Source organism: Roseateles sp. (assembly GCF_047654785.1).
Taxonomy (GTDB): domain Bacteria; phylum Pseudomonadota; class Gammaproteobacteria; order Burkholderiales; family Burkholderiaceae_C; genus Pelomonas.
The window spans coordinates 929,390-946,585 of the sequence record NZ_JASGKQ010000003.1; the positions used below are offsets into that span (position 1 = coordinate 929,390).

A 17,196-nucleotide genomic window follows, 5' to 3' on the forward strand; every position below is an offset into this window, starting at 1 on the left:
CGCTCAGTTCTTCACCGGGTAGGCGCCCAGCATCTTGAAGAAGGCGCAGGAGGCGCGCAGTTCCTCCAGCGCCGCGGCGACGTTGGCCTGGCTGGGGTGGCCGTCGAGGTCGATGTAGAAGTAGTACTCCCACTGGCCGGTGCGCGCCGGGCGGGATTCGAGCCGGGTCATCGACACGCCGTGTTTCTTCAGCGGCATCAGCAGGTCGTGCATCGCGCCCGGCTTGTTGGGCACGGAGACGACGAGGCTGGTGCAGTCGCGCCCGGTGGCGGGCGGCGTGGCCATGGTCTGCGGCAGGCAGATGACGGCGAAGCGGGTGCGGTTGTAGGCCTCGTCCTGGACCGCGTGCGCGACGATGTGCAGGCCGAACAGCGCCGACGCGCGCTCGCTGCCCAGCGCCGCCCAGGCCGGGTTGGTGGCGGCCAGCCGCGCGCCCTCGGCATTGCTGGAGACAGCGCGGCGCTCGACGTCCGGCAAGTGCTTGTTCAGCCAGTTCTGGCACTGCGCCAGCGCCTGCGGATGCGCGAGCACCGCCTCCACGCCGTGCATGGACGGCTCCTTGCGCATCAGGTTGTGCCGGATCAGCAGCGACACCTCGCCGACGACGTGGCAGGGCGTGTGCAGGAACAGGTCCAGCGAGCGCGTGACGACGCCCTCGGTCATGTTCTCGACGCCGACGACGCCGAACTGCGCGCTGCCGCTGGCGGTGGCGTGGAAGACCTCGTCGAAGCTGGCGCAGTAGGTCATGTCGGCCGCGCCGCCGAAGTATTCGATCGCGGCCTGCTCGCAGAAGGTGCCGACCGGGCCGAGCACGGCGACGCGCTGCGGCGACTCCAGCGCCAGGCAGGCGGACATGATCTCGCGCCAGATGGCGGCCACGTGCTCCGCCTTCAGCGGGCCGGGGTTGGCATCGCGGATCTTGGCGATGACCTGCGCGACGCGGTCGGGCCGGAAGAAGGGCGTGCCCTCGGCGCGCTTGATCTCGCCGACCTGCTCGGCGATGCGGGCGCGCTGGTTCAGCAGCGCCAGCAGCTGCTTGTCCAGGCCGTCGATCTGGTCGCGCAGCGCCAGCAGCGCCTGGGAGGCAACGGGTTCAACCATGGCGGGCCTCGAAATCCTGCAGGAACGACACCAGTGCCTGCACGCCTTCCAGCGGCATGGCGTTGTAGAGGGAGGCGCGCATGCCGCCGACCGACTTGTGGCCCTTGAGCTGCAGCAGGCCGTGCGCCCGGGCCTCGGCGAGGAAGCGCTCGTTCAGCGTCTCGTCCTTCAGGAAGAAGGGCACGTTCATGCGCGAGCGGCAGGCGGCGGGAACGCGGTTCTCGTAGAAGCCGGAGCCGTCCAGCGCCGCGTAGAGCAGGGCGGCCTTGTCGATGTTGCGCCGCTCGATGGCCGCGAGGCCGCGCTGGCCGGCGTACTCGAAGCCCTGCACCCACTGGAACACCAGGCCGGCGACGTAGATCGCGAAGGTCGGCGGCGTGTTGTACATGGACTGCGCGGCGGCCACCGTCGCGTAGTTGAAGGCCGAGGGGCAGATGTCCAGCGCATGGCCCAGCAGCTCGTCGCGCACGAACACCAGCGTCAGCCCAGCCGGGCCGATGTTCTTCTGCGCGCCGCCGAAGGCCAGGCCGACGCGGCGCCAGTCGATGGGGCGGGACAGCAGGTGCGACGAGCAGTCGATGACCAGCGGCACGCCGTGCGTCAGCTGCGGCAGCTCGTGGAACTCGATGCCGTCGATGGTCTCGTTGCTGCAGACGTGGACGTAGGCGGCATCGTCGCGCAGCCGCCATTGCCCGACCGGGACGAAGCCCTCGGCCGCGACCTGCACATCGGCATAGCGGCGCGCCTCGGCGGCGCTCTTGCGCGACCAGGCGCCGGTGACGGCCACGTCCACCTTGCCGCCGCGGCCGAGGTTCAGCGGCACGATGGCGTTCTCGCCCAGGCCGCCGCCCTGCATGAACAGGATGCGGAACTCGGCCGGCACGGCCAGCAGCTCGCGCAGGTCGGACTCGGCGCGCTCGATGATGGCGCCGAACTCCTTGCCCCGGTGGCTCATCTCCATGACGCTCATGCCGCTGCCGCCCCAGTCCAGCATCTCGGCGGCCACCTGGCGCAGCACGGGCTCGGGCAGCGTCGCCGGGCCGGCGGAGAAATTGAACGGGCGGCGGGATGAGGTCATCGGGATCGAGGGGAGGCTACTTCTTCGGCGTGGACGTCGCCGGCTTGGGCGCGGCGGCGGGCTGCTGGCCGAGCTGCTTGGCCATGCTGGCCTGCAGGGCCTTGAAGCGGCCCTCCAGCGTCGGGCCGGCCTCGGTCATCACCTTCTGCGCGACCGCCTTCTGCAGCTCGACGCTGGCCATGCCGTACTTCTGGCTGACCGGGGATTCTGCCCACGCCAGGATCTGCTTCAGTTCGTCCTCGTTGAAGCGTTCATCCAGCAGCGCCGAAGCCGTCGTCGGCACGGCCTTGGAAATCTTGCCTTTCAGGTAGGGCAGGTTCTCGTCGAGGAACTTCTTCAGCTCGGCGTCCAGCGCCTTGGCCGTGGCCTCGCGCTTGTCGGCGGGCAGTTGCTGCAGCGCGTTACGGCCCACCTGCGTGAGCTGGGCCAGCGGCCCCTGCATGATGTTGGCGGCCAGGCCTTCGGTCATGCCCTGCTGCTGCAGCGCGACGATCTTGTCGATCACCGCCTTCTTGGCCGGCGAGGGTTGCGCCAGGGCGGTGCCGGCCGCCAGGGCCAGTGCGAGGGCCAGGCCCAGTTTGCGAGAGGTCATGTCAGTCCTTGGGTGCTTCAGGGGTGTCGCCGGTCGCGTCGGGGTCGGCGCCGGCATCGGATTCATTGGCGTCGTTCTCGACGATGCGTTGCAGGCCCGACAGCTTGGCGCCGTCGTCCAGCGCGATCAGCGTGACGCCCTGCGTCGCGCGGCCCAGCTCGCGGATCTCGGCGACGCGGGTGCGCACCAGCACGCCCTTGTCGGTGATCAGCATGATCTCGTCCTCCGGGCGCACCAGCGTCGCGGCGACGACGCGGCCGTTGCGCTCGCTCTGCTGTATGGCGATCATGCCCTTGGTGCCGCGGCCGTGGCGGGTGTACTCGACGATGCTGGTGCGCTTGCCGTAGCCGTTCTCGGTGGCGGTCAGCACGCTCTGGGTTTCGTCCTCGGCCACCAGCATCGCGATCAGGCGCTGGTCGGGCTCCAGCATCATGCCGCGCACGCCGCGCGCCTGCCGGCCCATCGGGCGCACGTCGTCCTCGTCGAAGCGCACGGCCTTGCCGCCGTCGCTGAACAGCATCACGTCGTGGCGGCCGTCGGTCAGCGCGGCGCCGATCAGGTGGTCGCCCTCGTCCAGGTCCACGGCGATGATGCCGGCCTTGCGCGGATTGCTGAAGTCCTTCAGCGAGGTCTTCTTGACCGTGCCCATGGCCGTGGCCATGAAGATGAAATGGTCCTCGGGGAAGACGCGGAACTCGCCGGTCAGCGCCAGCACGACGGTGATCTTCTCGCCGGCCTGCAGCGGGAACATGTTGACGATGGGCTTGCCGCGCGAATTGCGCGAGCCCTGCGGCACTTCCCACACCTTGAGCCAGTACACCCGGCCGCGGTCGCTGAAGCACAGCAGCCAGTCGTGCGTGTTGGCGATGAAGAGCTGGTCGATCCAGTCGTCGTCCTTGGTCGCCGTGGCCTGCTTGCCGCGGCCGCCGCGGCGCTGCGCGCGGTACTCGCTGAGCGCCTGGCTCTTGATGTAGCCGGTGTGCGAGAGCGTGACGACCATGTCGGTCGGCGTGATCAGGTCTTCGGTGCCCAGCTCCTGCGCGTTGTGCTCGATGACGCTGCGGCGTGCGCCGACCTTGGTCTGGCCGAACTCGGCCTTCAGCTGCGCCAGCTCGTCGCCGATGATGGTCGTCACGCGGGCCGGCGTGGCCAGGATGTCCAGCAGGTCGGCGATCTGCGCCATCACGTCCTTGTACTCGCCGACGATCTTGTCCTGCTCCAGGCCGGTCAGACGCTGCAGGCGCATCTGCAGGATCTCGCCGGCCTGCGTCTCGGACAGGCGGTACAGCCCGTCCGGCTGCATGCCGAACTCGGCCTCCAGGCCCTCGGGGCGGTAGGACTGGCCGCCGCCTTCGGTGCGCGACAGCATCTCGCGCACCAGCGACGAATCCCAGCCCTTGGCCATCAGCGCGGCCTTGGCGACCGGCGGCGTCGGCGAGGTCTTGATGGTCTCGATGAACTCGTCGATGTTGGCCAGCGCGACGGCCAGGCCCTCCAGCACATGGCCGCGCTCGCGCGCCTTGCGCAGTTCGAAGATCGTGCGGCGGGTCACCACCTCGCGGCGGTGCTCCAGGAACACGATGACCATGTCGCGCAGGTTGCACAGCTTGGGCTGGCCGTCGACGAGCGCGACCATGTTCATGCCGAAGGTGTCCTGCAGCTGGGTCTGCTTGTACAGGTTGTTCAGCACCACCTCGGGCACTTCGCCGCGCTTGAGCTCGATGACGACGCGCATGCCGGACTTGTCCGACTCGTCCTGCAGGTGGCTGATGCCCTCGATCTTCTTCTCGTGGACCAGCTCGGCGATGCGCTCCAGCAGCGTCTTCTTGTTGACCTGGTAGGGGAGCTGGTCAACGATGATCGCCTGGCGCGCGCCGCGGTCGATGTCCTCGAAGTGCACCTTGGCGCGCATCACCACGCGGCCGCGGCCGGTCCGGTAGCCGTCACGCACGCCCGACAGGCCGTAGATGATGCCGGCGGTCGGGAAGTCCGGCGCCGGGATGATCTCCATCAGCTCGTCCACCGTGCATTCGGGCTTGCGCAGCGCGAACAGGCAGGCGTCCACCACCTCGTTCAGGTTGTGCGGCGGGATGTTGGTGGCCATGCCGACCGCGATGCCCGCCGAGCCGTTGACCAGCAGCTGCGGCAGCCGCGTCGGCAAAACCAGCGGCTCCTTTTCGCTGCCGTCGTAATTCGGCCCGAAATCGACGGTTTCCTTGTCGATATCGGCCAGCATTTCGTGGGCGATCTTGTCCAGCCGGATTTCGGTGTACCGCATCGCCGCGGCGTTGTCGCCGTCCACCGAGCCGAAATTGCCCTGGCCGTCCACCAGCATGTGGCGCAGCGAGAAATCCTGCGCCATGCGCACGATGGTGTCGTACACCGCGGTATCGCCGTGCGGGTGGTATTTACCGATGACGTCGCCGACGATGCGGGCGGACTTCTTGTACGGCCGGTTCCAGTCGTTGTTCAGCTCGTGCATCGCGTACAACACGCGACGATGCACCGGCTTGAGGCCGTCCCGGGCGTCGGGCAGCGCGCGTCCGACGATCACGCTCATTGCGTAGTCGAGGTAGGAGCGGCGCATCTCCTCCTCGAGGCTGATCGGGAGGGTTTCCTTGGCGAACTGGGTCATGCGGGGGCGGGCTCGATCACGCGCGCGCTACACGGGCGCACAGTGCTCATGGTGTAGGTAAAAGGCGCGGATTCTATGCGGTGCGCCCATGTAGCAGCAGCGCAACATCGTCAAGGTGCCCACAGGCGGAGACCGCCACAATGCGCCCGTCTCGGTGCCCGCATGGCACAATCGTCGAGTCCCTAGGAGAAACCCTAAAGTCTTTCCTGAGGTTTTGAAGGTTCGAGTACAGACTCTCGCAGGGCAACTGCGGCATTCCTTGAGAGGAGAATCATGAAGAAACTGAATCGCGTGGCGTCGCTGTTTGCGGTGGCTGCGGTCGCCACTGCGGCAGCGTCGGGCGCGTCGGCGCAGACCATCGACAACTGGCGTGCAACCGACGGCACCGTCTGGAAGAACGGCACCAACGAATACTGCTGGCGCGACAACTTCTGGACGCCGGCCACGGCGGCCAAGGGCTGCGACGGCGAAATCAAGCCGGCCCCGAAGGTCGAGGCACCGGCTCCGGTCGCTCCGCCGCCGCCCCCGCCGCCGGCTCCCCCGAAGCCGGTGCCCCCGCCGCCCGCTCCGGTCAGCGAGAAGGTCACGTTCGCCGCTGACGCCTTCTTCGACTTCGACAAGTCGACGCTGAAGCCCGAAGCCAAGGCCAAGCTGGACGACCTGGTCAGCAAGACCAACGGCATCAACCTGGAAGTCATCATCGCCGTCGGCCACACCGACTCGGTGGGCAGCGATGCTTACAACCAGAAGCTGTCGATCCGCCGCTCGGAAGCCGTCAAGGCCTACCTGGTGAGCAAGGGTGTCGAGCCGAACCGCGTCTACACCGAAGGCAAGGGCGAGAAGCAGCCCGTGGCCGACAACAAGACCGCCGAAGGCCGCGCGAAGAACCGTCGCACGGAAATCGAAGTCGTCGGTACGCGCACCAAGTAAGCTCACGCGCCTCCGGGCGCTTGACGCCAAAGCCCCGCACGGCCTCGCCGTCCGGGGCTTTTTCCTTTTCCAGCATCTGTCATGACGATCAACGCCGATCCGCAGGAACTCGCCAAGTTTGGCGAACTGGCCCACCGCTGGTGGGACCCCGAGAGCGACTTCAAGCCGCTGCACCAGATCAACCCGCTGCGGCTGGGCTGGATCCAGCAGCTCTGCCCGCTGGCCGGCAAGCGCGTGGTGGACGTGGGCTGCGGTGGCGGCATCCTGAGCGACGCCATGGCCCGGGCCGGCGCGCAGGTGCTGGGCATCGACCTGTCCGTCAAGCCGCTGCGCGTGGCCGAACTGCATGCGATGGAGGCCGGCACCCAGGGCGTCGAGTACCGTGAGGTCGCCGTGGAGGCGCTGGCCGCCGAGCAGCCGGCCGGCTTCGACGCGGTGACCTGCATGGAAATGCTGGAGCACGTGCCCGATCCCGCCTCCGTGGTGCGCGCCTGCGCCGCGTTGGTGAAGCCGGGCGGCTGGGTGTTCCTGTCGACGCTGAACCGCAACGCCAAGTCCTTCCTGCTGGCCATCGTCGGTGCCGAGCATGTGCTGAAGATGCTGCCCAAGGGCACGCACGAGTACGCGCGTTTCCTGCGGCCGTCCGAACTGGCCGGTTTTTGCCGCGATGCCGGGCTGAACGTGCAGGCCAGCCGCGGCCTGACCTACAACCCGCTGACGCAGCGCTACAGCCTCGGCCACGACACGGACGTCAACTACCTGCTGGCCTGCCGGCGTCCGCTGTGAGGCCGTCTTGAGCGCCCCGGCACCGCCCTGGTCGCACCTGCGGGCCGTGCTGTTCGACCTGGACGGCACGCTGATCGACAGCGCGCAAGACCTGGGTCGCGCCGCGAACGCGATGCGCGTGGCGCGCGGCCTGGCGCCCTTGCCGATGGCGCGCTACCGGCCCCATGGCGGCTCCGGTGCGCGGGGCATGCTGGCGCAGGCCTTCGCCACCGCGCCCGGGCGACCGGACTACGACGCGCTCAAGCAGGAATTCCTGGACCGCTACGAGGGGCTGATGTACGACAACACGCGGGCGTTTGCCGGCATCGAGGCGGAACTGGCCGGGCTGGCGGCGGCCGGCCTGGCCTGGGGCATCGTCACGAACAAGGCCGAGCGCTTCGCGCTGCCGCTGGTCGCCGCGCTGCGGCTGGGCGCGGCGACGGTGGTCTGCGGCGACACGACGGCGTGCGCCAAGCCGCATCCCGCGCCGCTGCGGGAGGCCGCGCGCCGGCTGGGCGTGGCGCCGCGGGCCTGCCTGTACGTGGGTGACGACGAGCGCGACGTGATCGCCGGCCGCGCGGCCGGCATGGCCACGGCGGTGGCGGCCTGGGGCTACCTGGGCGCGGAGGCCGACATCGGCCGCTGGAACGCCGACGCGCAACTGCGTGCGCCCGGTTCGCTCTTGAAGCTGCTCGGTCTGGCCTAAAATAGGCGCTTCTGGGGCCGACCTGGTTTCGACGTGGGTGCGGATCCGGAGTAGGGCATGTCGAGCACCAGTCCGCTCGTAAAACCACTGGAAACAAAGTAACTGCAAACGACTCTACGTTCGCACTCGCCGCTTAATTGCGGTTGAGCTTCTCAACGGCAGGCCGATGGGCCGGGCCGAGTTCCGCAAGGGGCGAGGCTGAGAAGTCATTCACATCGGCTGGCGTCGTACCGGGTCACTCGGTGCGGCGCGAGATCAAGTGACTGGCGGGAAAGCTAGCGTGCCACTGCGCGAGTTGACCGTGAGATTCAAATCAGCCGGCTAAACATGTAGATCTGCCCGGTGATGGCTTGCGGACGGGGGTTCAATTCCCCCCGGCTCCACCACATCAGAGTTCAGCAAGGTGCGCTGAAGTCCAAAGGCCTAAGTCAATCAACGACTTAGGCCTTTTTCTTTGTCCGCTGAGGTGCAGGAACTTCCGCCAACATCCGGCCCACCTTGCAGTAACTTCCGCAGTAACTCCAAAATTGCAGCAACTCGACCCAGAAAGTTACTGCATGGCCCGCCACCTGATCCCCTCGGACACGGCAATCCGCTCCATCAAGCCGGGCGACCCGCGCAAGCGACTGAGCGACGGCGCGGGCCTCTACCTGTTGCTGTTCGTCAAAGGCGGCTCGCATGGTTGGCGCCTCGACTTCAGTATCGACGGCCGGCGTAAGACGATCAGCCTGGGCACCTACCCGGATACCGGCCTCGCAATGGCCCGCAAGAAGGCCGGCGAGGCCCGCGCGCTGGTCGCGGCGGGGGCAGACCCCAGCACTGCCCGGAAGGCCGACAAGGCCGCAGCCACGGTCGTGCGAGAGCGCGCACGATTGGAAGCGGCAGGGGAACCGCTGCCGGGCACCTTCCAGGCGGTGGCCCTCGAATGGCTGTCCACGGTGCACGCCGTGAAGGTCAGCCAGGGGCACCACGACCGCACGCGCATCCGCCTGGAACAGGACGCCTTCCCCTGGATCGGCCGCCGCCCGCTGGCCGATATCGACGCTCCCGAACTGCTTGCCGTCCTGCGCCGGGTGGAAGGGCGGGGCGCCATCGAAACCGCGCACCGCCTGAAGGACGCCTGCGGCCAGGTCTTCCGCTACGGCGTCGCTACCGGGGCCTGTGCCCGCAACCCGGCTGCCGACCTGCGCGACGCCCTGCGCCCGGTGCAGACCCGCCACCATGCGGCGCTGACCGACCCGGCCGCCGTGGGCCAGCTCATGCGCGCGGCCGTGGACTACGCCGGCCAGCCCGTCACCCGCCTGGCCCTGCTGCTGTCGCCGCTGCTGTTGCTGCGCCCGGGTGAGCTGCGGCACATGCAATGGGCCTGGATCGACCTGGAAGCGGGGACGCTCACCGTACCGGGCGAGGTGATGAAGCGCACCAAGGCCGACAAGGCGGACGGCCCGCCGCATCTGGTGCCGCTGGCTCGCCAGGCCGTGGCCCTGCTGACCGAGTTGCAGACGCTCACGGGCGCGGGGCGCTACGTCTTCCCGGCCCTCACGTCGGGCGAGCGCTGCATGAGCGAGAACACGGTCCGCAGCGCGCTGCGCCGCCTGGGCTACGGGAACGACGAGATGACGGCGCACGGCTTCCGGGCGATGGCCCGCACCATGCTGGCTGAGCGCCTGGACGTGCCGGCCGAAGTGGTGGAAGCCCAGCTCGCCCATGCCGTGCCGGATGCCCTGGGGCGGGCCTACAACCGCACCCAATACGTGGAACAGCGCGTGCAGATGATGCAGGCATGGGCGGACTACCTGGACCGCCTGCGGCAGGGCGCCGACGTGGTGCCGCTGCCCAGCCGGGCCGCCTGACGGCCGGGCCAGCACCGCAACACCTCACGGGGGCCGCAAGGCCCCTTTTTGCTGCGCGCGCGGCGGGGCGCGGGCCGGGATTCCCTTCGCGCCGGGTAGGCGGCATGGGCTGTTCCAGGATGAATTTGAAGTGTTCATCAGCTCTTCCCGCCGGGCTGGGCGGAAAAAAATGACGTGGACACGGGGGCGAGGCCGGTTCGTCTGAGGGGGAATCGGCCGGGAACCCGCATGGATACTGGGTTTCAGGCCGATGGGCGGGCCTGGGCGGGAGGTGGTAACAGGGGCGTGGACAAGGACGAAATAGCGGGAACGGACACGGGTACGAGGAAACGTTAGGTAGAAGCTATGAATTCACTTCCTTCCTCTTCCTTCCTGTATCCATCGACACCAGAACAGGCCGCCAGCTCGCCGGTCGCCCTGGCCCGGTGGCCCGGCCCGCCCCGGGCCGGTGGGCGTCGGGGCGCTGCCGCACCGCGATGAAAGTCATAGGTTCTCCCGGGAGGGGGGCCCCGTGCGGGTAGTTCGGGCCTCGGGCATTCCGCGCCTGTAGGCATGCGGAGTTACTTAACTGCCAGGCGGTTCACCCCTGTTCACCCCGGTTCATCCAGGCCCGCCGGCCGGCTCGCGGCAGGGGTTCAGGGATGTTGAATGGCACTGCGGGCGCGGCCGCGCCTTGCCCTGGTGCTGGACGGCAGCGGGCGTGGGCGGAAACTGGCGGCGAAAAGGGTTCCCCGGCGTGCCGCCCAGCGCGGGCGATGGCTGAAGGCATGCGGCCGTGGCGGACAATGGCGGGGCTACGCCGGCTGCTGGTTGATCCCCAGCGGCATGCCAGTGCCCCCCGCTGGCGGCGTGGCACCTTGTCTGGTGCTGGGGGGCGTGGGGGATCGGATGGCAGGTGGTTCAAAGGCTGCTGGTGAGCGGTCGCGGCACTTCATGGCGCCGGCGACGCCGGATGCTCGCGGCCGGGAGGCCGTGTCGCTGGCGGATGCGGTGTGCCGGGTCGCTGACGCGGCCCAGTGGCCGCATGTCAATGCGTGCAGCCATCTGGCTGAGCTGGTGGCCGCTGGTCGCCTGACCGTCGTCGCTCTTGAGTCCGGCGCGCGGGCTGCCCAGGGCGAGGATTACGTCTGGCGTGAGGCCGTCGAAGCGCAAGAGGCCGTCCGTGTTGACCCGTTCCGCTTCGATTGCCGGGATATTCCTGGGAAGCCGGTCCCCATGGACAGGCCTGCCGTTGCTGCGAAGCCCGCCATCGTGGGACGGCTGGGCGTTGTTGAGATGCTGAAGCAGATGGGCGCGAAAGATTTGGGCACGGCTGTTGCGCGGGATGGCCTGATGAGCCCGGCGCACCGCATGGGCTTGCTGCTTGATGAGGTGGAGGCAGTGGTGCCAGATCAGGGCGACGTCGCGACGTCGCCTGTTGTCCAGGCCCCCGGTGCAGCCAATGCGCCTGATGCAGTTCGCTGCAAGGTGGAGGTGGGGAAGCCAGTGCCTGGCTTGCCCAGCGATGCCGATCTGGAGATGGAACTGCGCGACGAGAGGCGCAAGCAGAAGAAGGGCGCCACCCTGAGGCTTGCCGAGAAGTACGGGTGCAGCGTGGACACCATTCAGCGGCACGTGAAGAAGGCGGCCAGTGCCCGGAAGGTCGCTTCTTGGCTGGGCGCAAAGGCGGCTTGAGGGCGCGTCGGCTCGCCGCCGCACGGTAGCGCCGCACGAAGGCCGTGCGGCAGTTTCTGGAGTTCGCAGGCGGCCGACAAGACGGAAACGGGCTTCGACGACGTGCGGCGGTTTTGCTGCCGCACGGGCCTGCTAGGCCCAATGGGAACCGTCAACAACGACGGAGAACCCCCGTGCAACTCGTCTCTGAAACCCGCCCGCAGGTCAGGCGCGACCGCCTGCTGAGACTGCCCGACGTGGAGGCCGCAACTGGCCTCCGTAAGTCAACTATCTATCTGCTTATCAAGCGCGGCGAGTTCCCGCGTTGTGTGCAGGTCACTCCCCGCTGCGTGGCCTGGCCCGAGTCGGCCGTGCTGCAGTGGGTGCAAGACCGCATTGCCCAGGCTGAAGGGGTTGCCCAGGCCCGCACTGCCCAGGCCAGCGGGGTGCAGCAATGAATGCCGGGGCCACCCCCGTGGCATGGGCTCTGCGCGAGTCGGATGCGGCGTGGCAGCGCTACCTCGATGCCGGTGTTTCGACCTGCGACGCGCTTGACCAGCTATACGGCTTCGCCCAGGCCCTGCCGGGCGGCGAGGCGGCCGCGTTTCGCGCCGCGCTCGAAGCGCTCGAAGAGCTGCGGGCCGCAGAAGGTGAGCATGCGCAGCGCGCGGTCCAGGCCCTGCACGGCGTGCTGTGCGAGCGCCGGGCCGAAAGCGCCGACCCGCGCACCTTCAAGGCCGTGGCGCCCGGATCGGAGTGGCTCAAGGTTGCCGCCCGGCTGGCCGCCCGCGACGGCCACGCCATGCGCCTGCCTGGTGGCCTGAAGCTGGCGCCGGCCGCCTTCGATGGCGTGCGGCTGCGGGCGCAGGTGCTGGCGACCCCGCATGGCGACGTGCTGCGCCTCACCCTGGAGGCGAGTGCCCGGCTTGTCGTGCAGAGCCTGCCCGGCCGCTTCGCCGAAGTGGACGCGGCCGCCTTCCCGAGTCGCCGCGCCGCCGGCCTTGCGCCTTCTCCAGGCCCATCCGGGCCCGCTCCCTGACGCCACCCCTGCAACACCACCGCCCCACGGCCCCCGCATGCCCATGCCTGCCTTTGCCTTGCCCCAGCCCGCGCCCGTACACTGCGCGCAGGTGCTTCAAAACACCTTGAGTTCAGCGGCCAGCCGCCCCGACAGCGCGGCTTTGTCACGTCCCGACTTCACGGTTAGGGGCGGGATGGGCCCATTCGTAAGGACGGCCGCACGACTGAACTCGTGTTTTGAACATCCCGCCCACCCTCATGCGCTTCAAAACGCCTGGGGGTGGTTCTCAGTCGCTCGTTTAGGAGCCTGTGACCATGACCGCAACGCAAGCCGGCCGCAACGCCGCACCCGCCCCCGTGCAGACACCTGCACGCCCCGCGCCGAACACGAAGAACACGAGTTCCGCGCCCCCTCACTACCTGAAGCGCGTGGCGCGCTTCATCGTGCTGCGCGCCGCCGTGCGCGGCCGGCTGGGCTGGCCCGCCGCGCTGGCGCTGCTGGCACGCCTGGAGGCGCAGCCATGAGCGCCGCCCGCCCGCTGAGCGTGCCCGCGCGGGTGCGCAGAATCCCCCACGTCGCCGACCTGGCGGTGCTGCCCCAGAACCTGCGGCTGCACCCCAGGGCGCATGCCGAGCCCGTCCCGCAACGCGGGGGCGCGGGCCGCAACCCTGCTGCCGTGGCGGCCCTCTGGGAGACCAGGCGCGCGCGGGCGGCGCGGGTCGCCGAGCGGCGCGCCTTGGAGGCCGCGCTGGAGCAGGATCAATCGGCGCTGGTTGATCAGGAATGGGCGCTGGCCGAGCTGGAGCGGGTCGGCGAGGTGCTGCGCCATCGCATCGAGTTGACCGCGCAGCGGCTGGCCTGCCTGGACGCTGGCGGCGAAGAAGGGGGTGCCCCATGAGCGCCGCACCGATGCCCCTGGCCGCCGTCAGCCCCGCCGTCCGCCCCGTCATCCGGCCCTTCACCTGGCTGACCGAGGCGCAGCAGCAGGCGCCGCATGCCTGCCATCTGGCGCTGATTGCCGATGCCCGCGACGTGGCGGCCGGCGCCGCCGCCATCGCCGCGCTGCTGGAACAGGATTGGCTCGACCGTGATTGCGACGACGAGGCCGGCAACCCGGTGCCGCCGCTGATGGCGGACGACATGCGCGGCGGCCTGCAGCGCCTGGCCGTGGTGTGCCTGCAGCACCTGGCCGACCGGCTGGCCGATGCCCTGGGCGGCGCCGATGTGGGCGAGCCCATGCCGGCCTGCCCGACTGCCCCCGTGGGCCTGGATGAGCTGATCCCCGCCGCCCCCTGCGCCGGCATGATGCTGACCACCGAAGAGGCGGCCGGCCTGGCCGAACTGCGCCAGAAGCTGCAAGCCGCTGGAGGTGCAGCATGAGCCGCGCCCGCAAACCCGACCCGCGTACGCTGTATGACGCCACGCCGCTGGCCTGCATGAGCGATGCCGAACTGGCGGCGTTTCACGCCGAGACCGGCATGCATCGCGCCGACGATGCGGGCGACCTGGCCGCACGCTGCGCCGAGTCGGCATTCTTCGTGCGCCGCGACGTGTCGCTGCTGGATGCGCTGTGTACGCTGGAACAACGCCTGCGCCAGCTCGATGCGCTGCTGCGCCTGATGGCAGTGGCCTCCGGCACCGCTGCCGACAGCCAGGAAGCGGCCGCCGCCTGCGGTGTGCTGTGCGCCGAGGCGTTGGGCTTGCAGGGGCTCGCCCTGCGCGCCGTGAGCGTCGCCGTGGACGCTGGCGCGCCTTGCCCCGGGGGCGACTGATGCCACGCGGCCCCCAGCACCACAAGGCGCCGCGCGTCATCACGCCCGCGCTGATCCGGGATGCCCTGGCCTGCATCCCGCCCGACCTCGACCGCGAAACCTGGGTGCGCCTGGGCATGGCGGTCAAGGCCGAGCTGGGGGCTGAGGGCTTCGACCTGTGGGACGCCTGGAGCCAGCAGGCCCAGGGCTACAGCGCCACCGACGCCCGCGACACCTGGCGCAGCATCAAGGCCGGCGGCCGGGTGACGGTGGGAACGCTGTTCGGCATTGCGAAGGACCACGGCTTCCGCTTCCCCGACGACGCGGCCGAAGGCATGACGCCCGAGGCGCTGGCCGAACAGGAACGCCAGCACGCCGAGCGGGCTGCCAAGCGTGAGGCGGCCCAGGCCGCTGAAGCCGAGCAGTACCGCCGCCGCGCCGAGAAGGCCGCGCGCGATGCGGCCGAGCTGTGGGCCGATGCGGCCGACAGCGGCGTTAGCCCCTACCTGGCCCGCAAGGGCGTCCAGGCCCACGGCGTGCGCATCCTGAAGGACGGCACGCTGCTGGTGCCGCTGCGGGACGAGGCCGGCGAGCTGCACAACCTCCAGCGCATCGCGCCGCAGCCGCCCACCGACGAAGAGGCGGCGCGCGGCCTGACGGAAAAGCGCTTCCTGTCCGGCGGCCGCAAGCGCGGGCTGTTCCACGTCGTCGGCCAGGTGCTGGATGCCGCTGCGGCCGATTCGCCGCTGGCGCCCTTGCGCGCGCATGCCGACCTGGTGCTGATCGCCGAGGGCTACGCCACGGGCGCCACGCTGCATGAGGCCAGCGGCCGGCCCTGCATCGTCGGCTTCGATGCCGGCAACCTGGCCGCCGTGGCCGAGGTGCTGCCGGCGCGCTTCCCTGGCGCCCGCTTCCTGCTGTGCGCCGACGACGACACGGCCACCGAGGCCCGCAGCGGCAAGAACCCCGGCCGCGACGGCGCCGACAAGGCCGCCCGCAAGCTGCGCGCGCTGGGCTGCGCGGCGGCGGTGCTGCTGCCTCGGTGGCCCGCCGAACGGCCCGAGGGCGCCAGCGACTTCAACGACCTGGCCGCCGCTGCCGGCCTGGCCGAAGTGACGCGCCAGCTCGCCGCCGCGGCCGATGCGCCCACGCTGGACGACGTGCGCCGGCCGCGCCGGCCCCGGCAGGCCGCGCAAACGGCCGCAGGTGGCCCGAACGGGGGCGCGGATGGGTCAGGGCGGCCCGGCGACGATGCGAACGCGCCTGCGCCCGCTGACGATGCCGGCGCCGATGCCGGCGCCGTGCAGGCGCCCGCACCGGGCCCGGGCGGCCGCGACCCCTTCATGCTCGATGAGCGCGGCGTGTGGTTCATCGCCCGCGACAGCAACGGCGACGACCGCCCGCCCGTGTGGGTGTGCGCGCCGCTGCACGTCACGGCCCGCACGCGCGACGATGCGGCCAACGGCTGGGGCTACCTGCTGGAGTTCAGCGACCCGGACGGCAACCCGAAGACCTGGGCCATGCCCGTCGCGCTGTTGAGCGGCGAGGGCGCCGAGTGGGCCGCGCGCCTGGCGGACATGGGCCTGGAGATTGCCCACGGCCCGGCCTCGCGCAACCGCGTGGGCCAGTACATCAAGACCCGCCACCCGGCCGAGCGCGCCACCTGCACCGACCGCGTGGGCTGGCATGGCGGCGCCTACGTGCTGCCCAGCCGCTGCATCGGCGAGGCCGAGGGCCGGCGCTACGTGTTCCAGTCTGAGGCGGGCATGGACGACACCTTCCGCCAGCGCGGCGAGCTGGCCGACTGGCAGGCCAGCGTCGCGGCGCCGTGCGCGGGCAACAGCCGCTTCGTGTTCGCCGTGAGCTGCGCCTTTGCCGGGGCGCTGCTGCTGCCGGCGGGCGTGGAGAGCGGGGGCTTTCACTTCCGCAGCGGTTCCAGCCAGGGCAAGACCTCGGCGCTGCGCATCGCGGCCAGCGTGTGGGGCCGGCCCGACTACGTGAAGCGCTGGCGCACCACGGACAACGCGCTGGAGGCCACGGCCGTGCAGCACAGCGACGGCCTGCTGATCCTCGACGAGATTGCCCAGCTCGATGCAGCGAAGGCCGGCGAGTGCGCCTACATGCTGGCGAACGAACAGGAAAAGGGCCGCAACACGCGCGGCGGCCTGAACCGCAAGCAACGCACCTGGCGGCTGCTGTTCCTGTCGTCGGGGGAGGTGAGCCTGTCGGCGCACATGGCCGAGGCCGGCAAGCGCGTGATGGCCGGGCAGGAGGTGCGCATGGTGGACATCCCGCTGGACGCCGGCCAGGGCATGGGCGGCGTGGAAGCGCTGCACGGCCACGCCACGCCCGGCGCGCTGGTGGAGGCCATCACCGGCGCGGCGGCGCGCTGCTATGGCGTGGCTGGCCGGGCCTGGCTGGAATGGGCCTGCGCGCATCAAGCCGAGTTGTCGGGCCGCCTGGCGGCGATGCTGGCCGAAGGGCTGGAGCGGCTGATGCCGCACGGCTGCGGCGAGCAGGTGCGCCGCGTGGCCCGGCGCTTTGCGCTGGTGGCCGCTGCGGGCGAGCTGGCCGGCGCGGCGGGCATCACCGGCTGGCCGGCGGGCGCGGCGGCCGAGGCGGCGGGGCGGTGCTTCGATGACTGGCTGGCCGCGCGCGGGCATGCCGGCAATGGCGAGGATGCGGCCGCGCTGGCGCAGGTGCAGGCGGTGCTTGAGAAGAACGGCGATGCGCTGTTCACCCCGCTGCACCGCACCCATGACGACCACCGGCCGAACACGGCCCTGCGCATGGGCTTCAAGCGGCGGGTGGACGAGGACGGCAACCCCGTGAAGTTCGACGAAGCCAGCCGCTACGCCGATGACCGCGCGCCGCTGGACCAGTCGGACAAGTTCAGGTCCGAAACCGAATACCTGGTGCTGCCCGAGGCGTGGAAGAACGAAGTCTGCAAGGGCCGCGACCCTCGCGCCGTGGCCGAGATGCTGAAGGCGCGCGGCCTGCTGGTGCATGAGAAGGGCCGGCTGACCCGCACGCACCGCCTGCCGGGCATCGGCCCGGCAAAGGTCTATCACATCAAGGCGGCGATCTTCATGGCGGAGCCGTGAGGCCCGT

At 70.2% G+C, this 17,196-nt stretch carries 16 protein-coding genes and 1 other RNA gene; 13 read left to right on the forward strand and 4 right to left on the reverse strand.

Annotated features, from left to right (window positions below; all coding sequences use genetic code 11):
• Positions 1–3 precede the first annotated feature (3 nt).
• The 4 genes from pheA to gyrA are packed head-to-tail and all read right to left on the reverse strand — an operon-like array spanning position 4 to position 5,406.
• Entirely contained in the window at positions 4–1,101 is a 1,098-nt protein-coding gene (gene pheA, locus QM788_RS13385; RefSeq protein ID WP_415661970.1) for a prephenate dehydratase, read from the reverse strand.
• Positions 1,094–2,179, reverse strand: coding sequence for a 3-phosphoserine/phosphohydroxythreonine transaminase (gene serC / locus QM788_RS13390; RefSeq protein WP_415661971.1), 1,086 nt, complete (start codon positions 2,177–2,179; stop codon positions 1,094–1,096). The genes pheA and serC overlap by 8 nt, the downstream gene beginning before the upstream one ends.
• A gap of 16 nt (positions 2,180–2,195) precedes the next feature.
• Positions 2,196–2,771 (reverse strand): DUF2059 domain-containing protein, encoded by a 576-nt coding sequence (locus QM788_RS13395; protein WP_415661972.1) that lies wholly within the window; start codon positions 2,769–2,771, stop codon positions 2,196–2,198.
• 1 nt (position 2,772) lies between these two features.
• Positions 2,773–5,406, reverse strand: coding sequence for a DNA gyrase subunit A (gene gyrA, locus QM788_RS13400; RefSeq protein ID WP_415661973.1), 2,634 nt, complete (start codon positions 5,404–5,406; stop codon positions 2,773–2,775).
• A 273-nt stretch (positions 5,407–5,679) separates the two neighbouring features.
• Here gyrA and ompA point away from each other — a divergent pair, with 273 nt between their 5' ends.
• From ompA to QM788_RS13465, 13 genes are all read left to right on the forward strand, one after another.
• A complete protein-coding gene (ompA, locus tag QM788_RS13405; protein WP_415661974.1) occupies positions 5,680–6,336 on the forward strand; it encodes an outer membrane protein OmpA in 657 nt (218 codons plus the stop codon).
• An 81-nt stretch (positions 6,337–6,417) separates the two neighbouring features.
• Positions 6,418–7,122, forward strand: coding sequence for a bifunctional 2-polyprenyl-6-hydroxyphenol methylase/3-demethylubiquinol 3-O-methyltransferase UbiG (ubiG, locus tag QM788_RS13410; RefSeq protein WP_415661975.1), 705 nt, complete (start codon positions 6,418–6,420; stop codon positions 7,120–7,122).
• Positions 7,123–7,129: 7 nt separating this feature from the next.
• On the forward strand, positions 7,130–7,807 hold the full coding sequence (locus tag QM788_RS13415; RefSeq protein ID WP_415661976.1) for an HAD-IA family hydrolase: 678 nt from the start codon (positions 7,130–7,132) through the stop codon (positions 7,805–7,807).
• Between the two features lie 13 nt (positions 7,808–7,820).
• Positions 7,821–8,193, forward strand: a transfer-messenger RNA (tmRNA) gene (gene ssrA / locus QM788_RS13420).
• Positions 8,194–8,364: 171 nt separating this feature from the next.
• Complete coding sequence (locus QM788_RS13425; protein WP_415661977.1) at positions 8,365–9,660, forward strand: tyrosine-type recombinase/integrase; 1,296 nt, start codon at positions 8,365–8,367, stop codon at positions 9,658–9,660.
• 933 nt (positions 9,661–10,593) lie between these two features.
• Positions 10,594–11,334 (forward strand): hypothetical protein, encoded by a 741-nt coding sequence (locus QM788_RS13430; protein WP_415661978.1) that lies wholly within the window; start codon positions 10,594–10,596, stop codon positions 11,332–11,334.
• Positions 11,335–11,507: 173 nt separating this feature from the next.
• Positions 11,508–11,771 carry a helix-turn-helix transcriptional regulator gene (locus QM788_RS13435; protein WP_415661979.1) on the forward strand — a complete coding sequence of 88 codons (264 nt, stop codon included), beginning with the start codon at positions 11,508–11,510 and terminating at the stop codon, positions 11,769–11,771.
• 17 nt (positions 11,772–11,788) lie between these two features.
• Complete coding sequence (locus tag QM788_RS13440; protein ID WP_415661980.1) at positions 11,789–12,352, forward strand: hypothetical protein; 564 nt, start codon at positions 11,789–11,791, stop codon at positions 12,350–12,352.
• Between the two features lie 296 nt (positions 12,353–12,648).
• Complete coding sequence (locus tag QM788_RS13445) at positions 12,649–12,858, forward strand: hypothetical protein (RefSeq protein WP_415661981.1); 210 nt, start codon at positions 12,649–12,651, stop codon at positions 12,856–12,858.
• Positions 12,855–13,232, forward strand: a complete 378-nt coding sequence (locus tag QM788_RS13450) for a hypothetical protein (RefSeq protein WP_415661982.1) — start codon at positions 12,855–12,857, stop codon at positions 13,230–13,232. Before QM788_RS13445 ends, QM788_RS13450 begins: the two co-directional genes overlap by 4 nt.
• Positions 13,229–13,714, forward strand: coding sequence for a hypothetical protein (locus QM788_RS13455; protein ID WP_415661983.1), 486 nt, complete (start codon positions 13,229–13,231; stop codon positions 13,712–13,714). The genes QM788_RS13450 and QM788_RS13455 overlap by 4 nt, the downstream gene beginning before the upstream one ends.
• Positions 13,711–14,106: a hypothetical protein gene (locus tag QM788_RS13460; protein ID WP_415661984.1), complete on the forward strand. Its 396-nt coding sequence runs from the start codon at positions 13,711–13,713 to the stop codon at positions 14,104–14,106. Before QM788_RS13455 ends, QM788_RS13460 begins: the two co-directional genes overlap by 4 nt.
• A complete protein-coding gene (locus QM788_RS13465; RefSeq protein WP_415661985.1) occupies positions 14,106–17,189 on the forward strand; it encodes a DUF927 domain-containing protein in 3,084 nt (1,027 codons plus the stop codon). The genes QM788_RS13460 and QM788_RS13465 overlap by 1 nt, the downstream gene beginning before the upstream one ends.
• Positions 17,190–17,196 lie beyond the last annotated feature (7 nt).

Excerpts from the sequence above, each read along its gene's own strand:
- QM788_RS13430 (WP_415661978.1), top strand. The coding sequence starts at position 10,594 with ATGGCGCCGGCGACGCCGGATGCTCGCGGCCGGGAGGCCGTGTCGCTG.
- QM788_RS13445 (WP_415661981.1), top strand. The coding sequence starts at position 12,649 with ATGACCGCAACGCAAGCCGGCCGCAACGCCGCACCCGCCCCCGTGCAG.
- serC (WP_415661971.1), bottom strand. The coding sequence starts at position 2,179 with ATGACCTCATCCCGCCGCCCGTTCAATTTCTCCGCCGGCCCGGCGACG.
- QM788_RS13425 (WP_415661977.1), top strand. The coding sequence starts at position 8,365 with ATGGCCCGCCACCTGATCCCCTCGGACACGGCAATCCGCTCCATCAAG.
- gyrA (WP_415661973.1), bottom strand. The coding sequence starts at position 5,406 with ATGACCCAGTTCGCCAAGGAAACCCTCCCGATCAGCCTCGAGGAGGAG.
- ompA (WP_415661974.1), top strand. The coding sequence starts at position 5,680 with ATGAAGAAACTGAATCGCGTGGCGTCGCTGTTTGCGGTGGCTGCGGTC.
- pheA (WP_415661970.1), bottom strand. The coding sequence starts at position 1,101 with ATGGTTGAACCCGTTGCCTCCCAGGCGCTGCTGGCGCTGCGCGACCAG.
- QM788_RS13395 (WP_415661972.1), bottom strand. The coding sequence starts at position 2,771 with ATGACCTCTCGCAAACTGGGCCTGGCCCTCGCACTGGCCCTGGCGGCC.
- QM788_RS13450 (WP_415661982.1), top strand. The coding sequence starts at position 12,855 with ATGAGCGCCGCCCGCCCGCTGAGCGTGCCCGCGCGGGTGCGCAGAATC.
- QM788_RS13455 (WP_415661983.1), top strand. The coding sequence starts at position 13,229 with ATGAGCGCCGCACCGATGCCCCTGGCCGCCGTCAGCCCCGCCGTCCGC.
- QM788_RS13465 (WP_415661985.1), top strand. The coding sequence starts at position 14,106 with ATGCCACGCGGCCCCCAGCACCACAAGGCGCCGCGCGTCATCACGCCC.
- QM788_RS13460 (WP_415661984.1), top strand. The coding sequence starts at position 13,711 with ATGAGCCGCGCCCGCAAACCCGACCCGCGTACGCTGTATGACGCCACG.
- ubiG (WP_415661975.1), top strand. The coding sequence starts at position 6,418 with ATGACGATCAACGCCGATCCGCAGGAACTCGCCAAGTTTGGCGAACTG.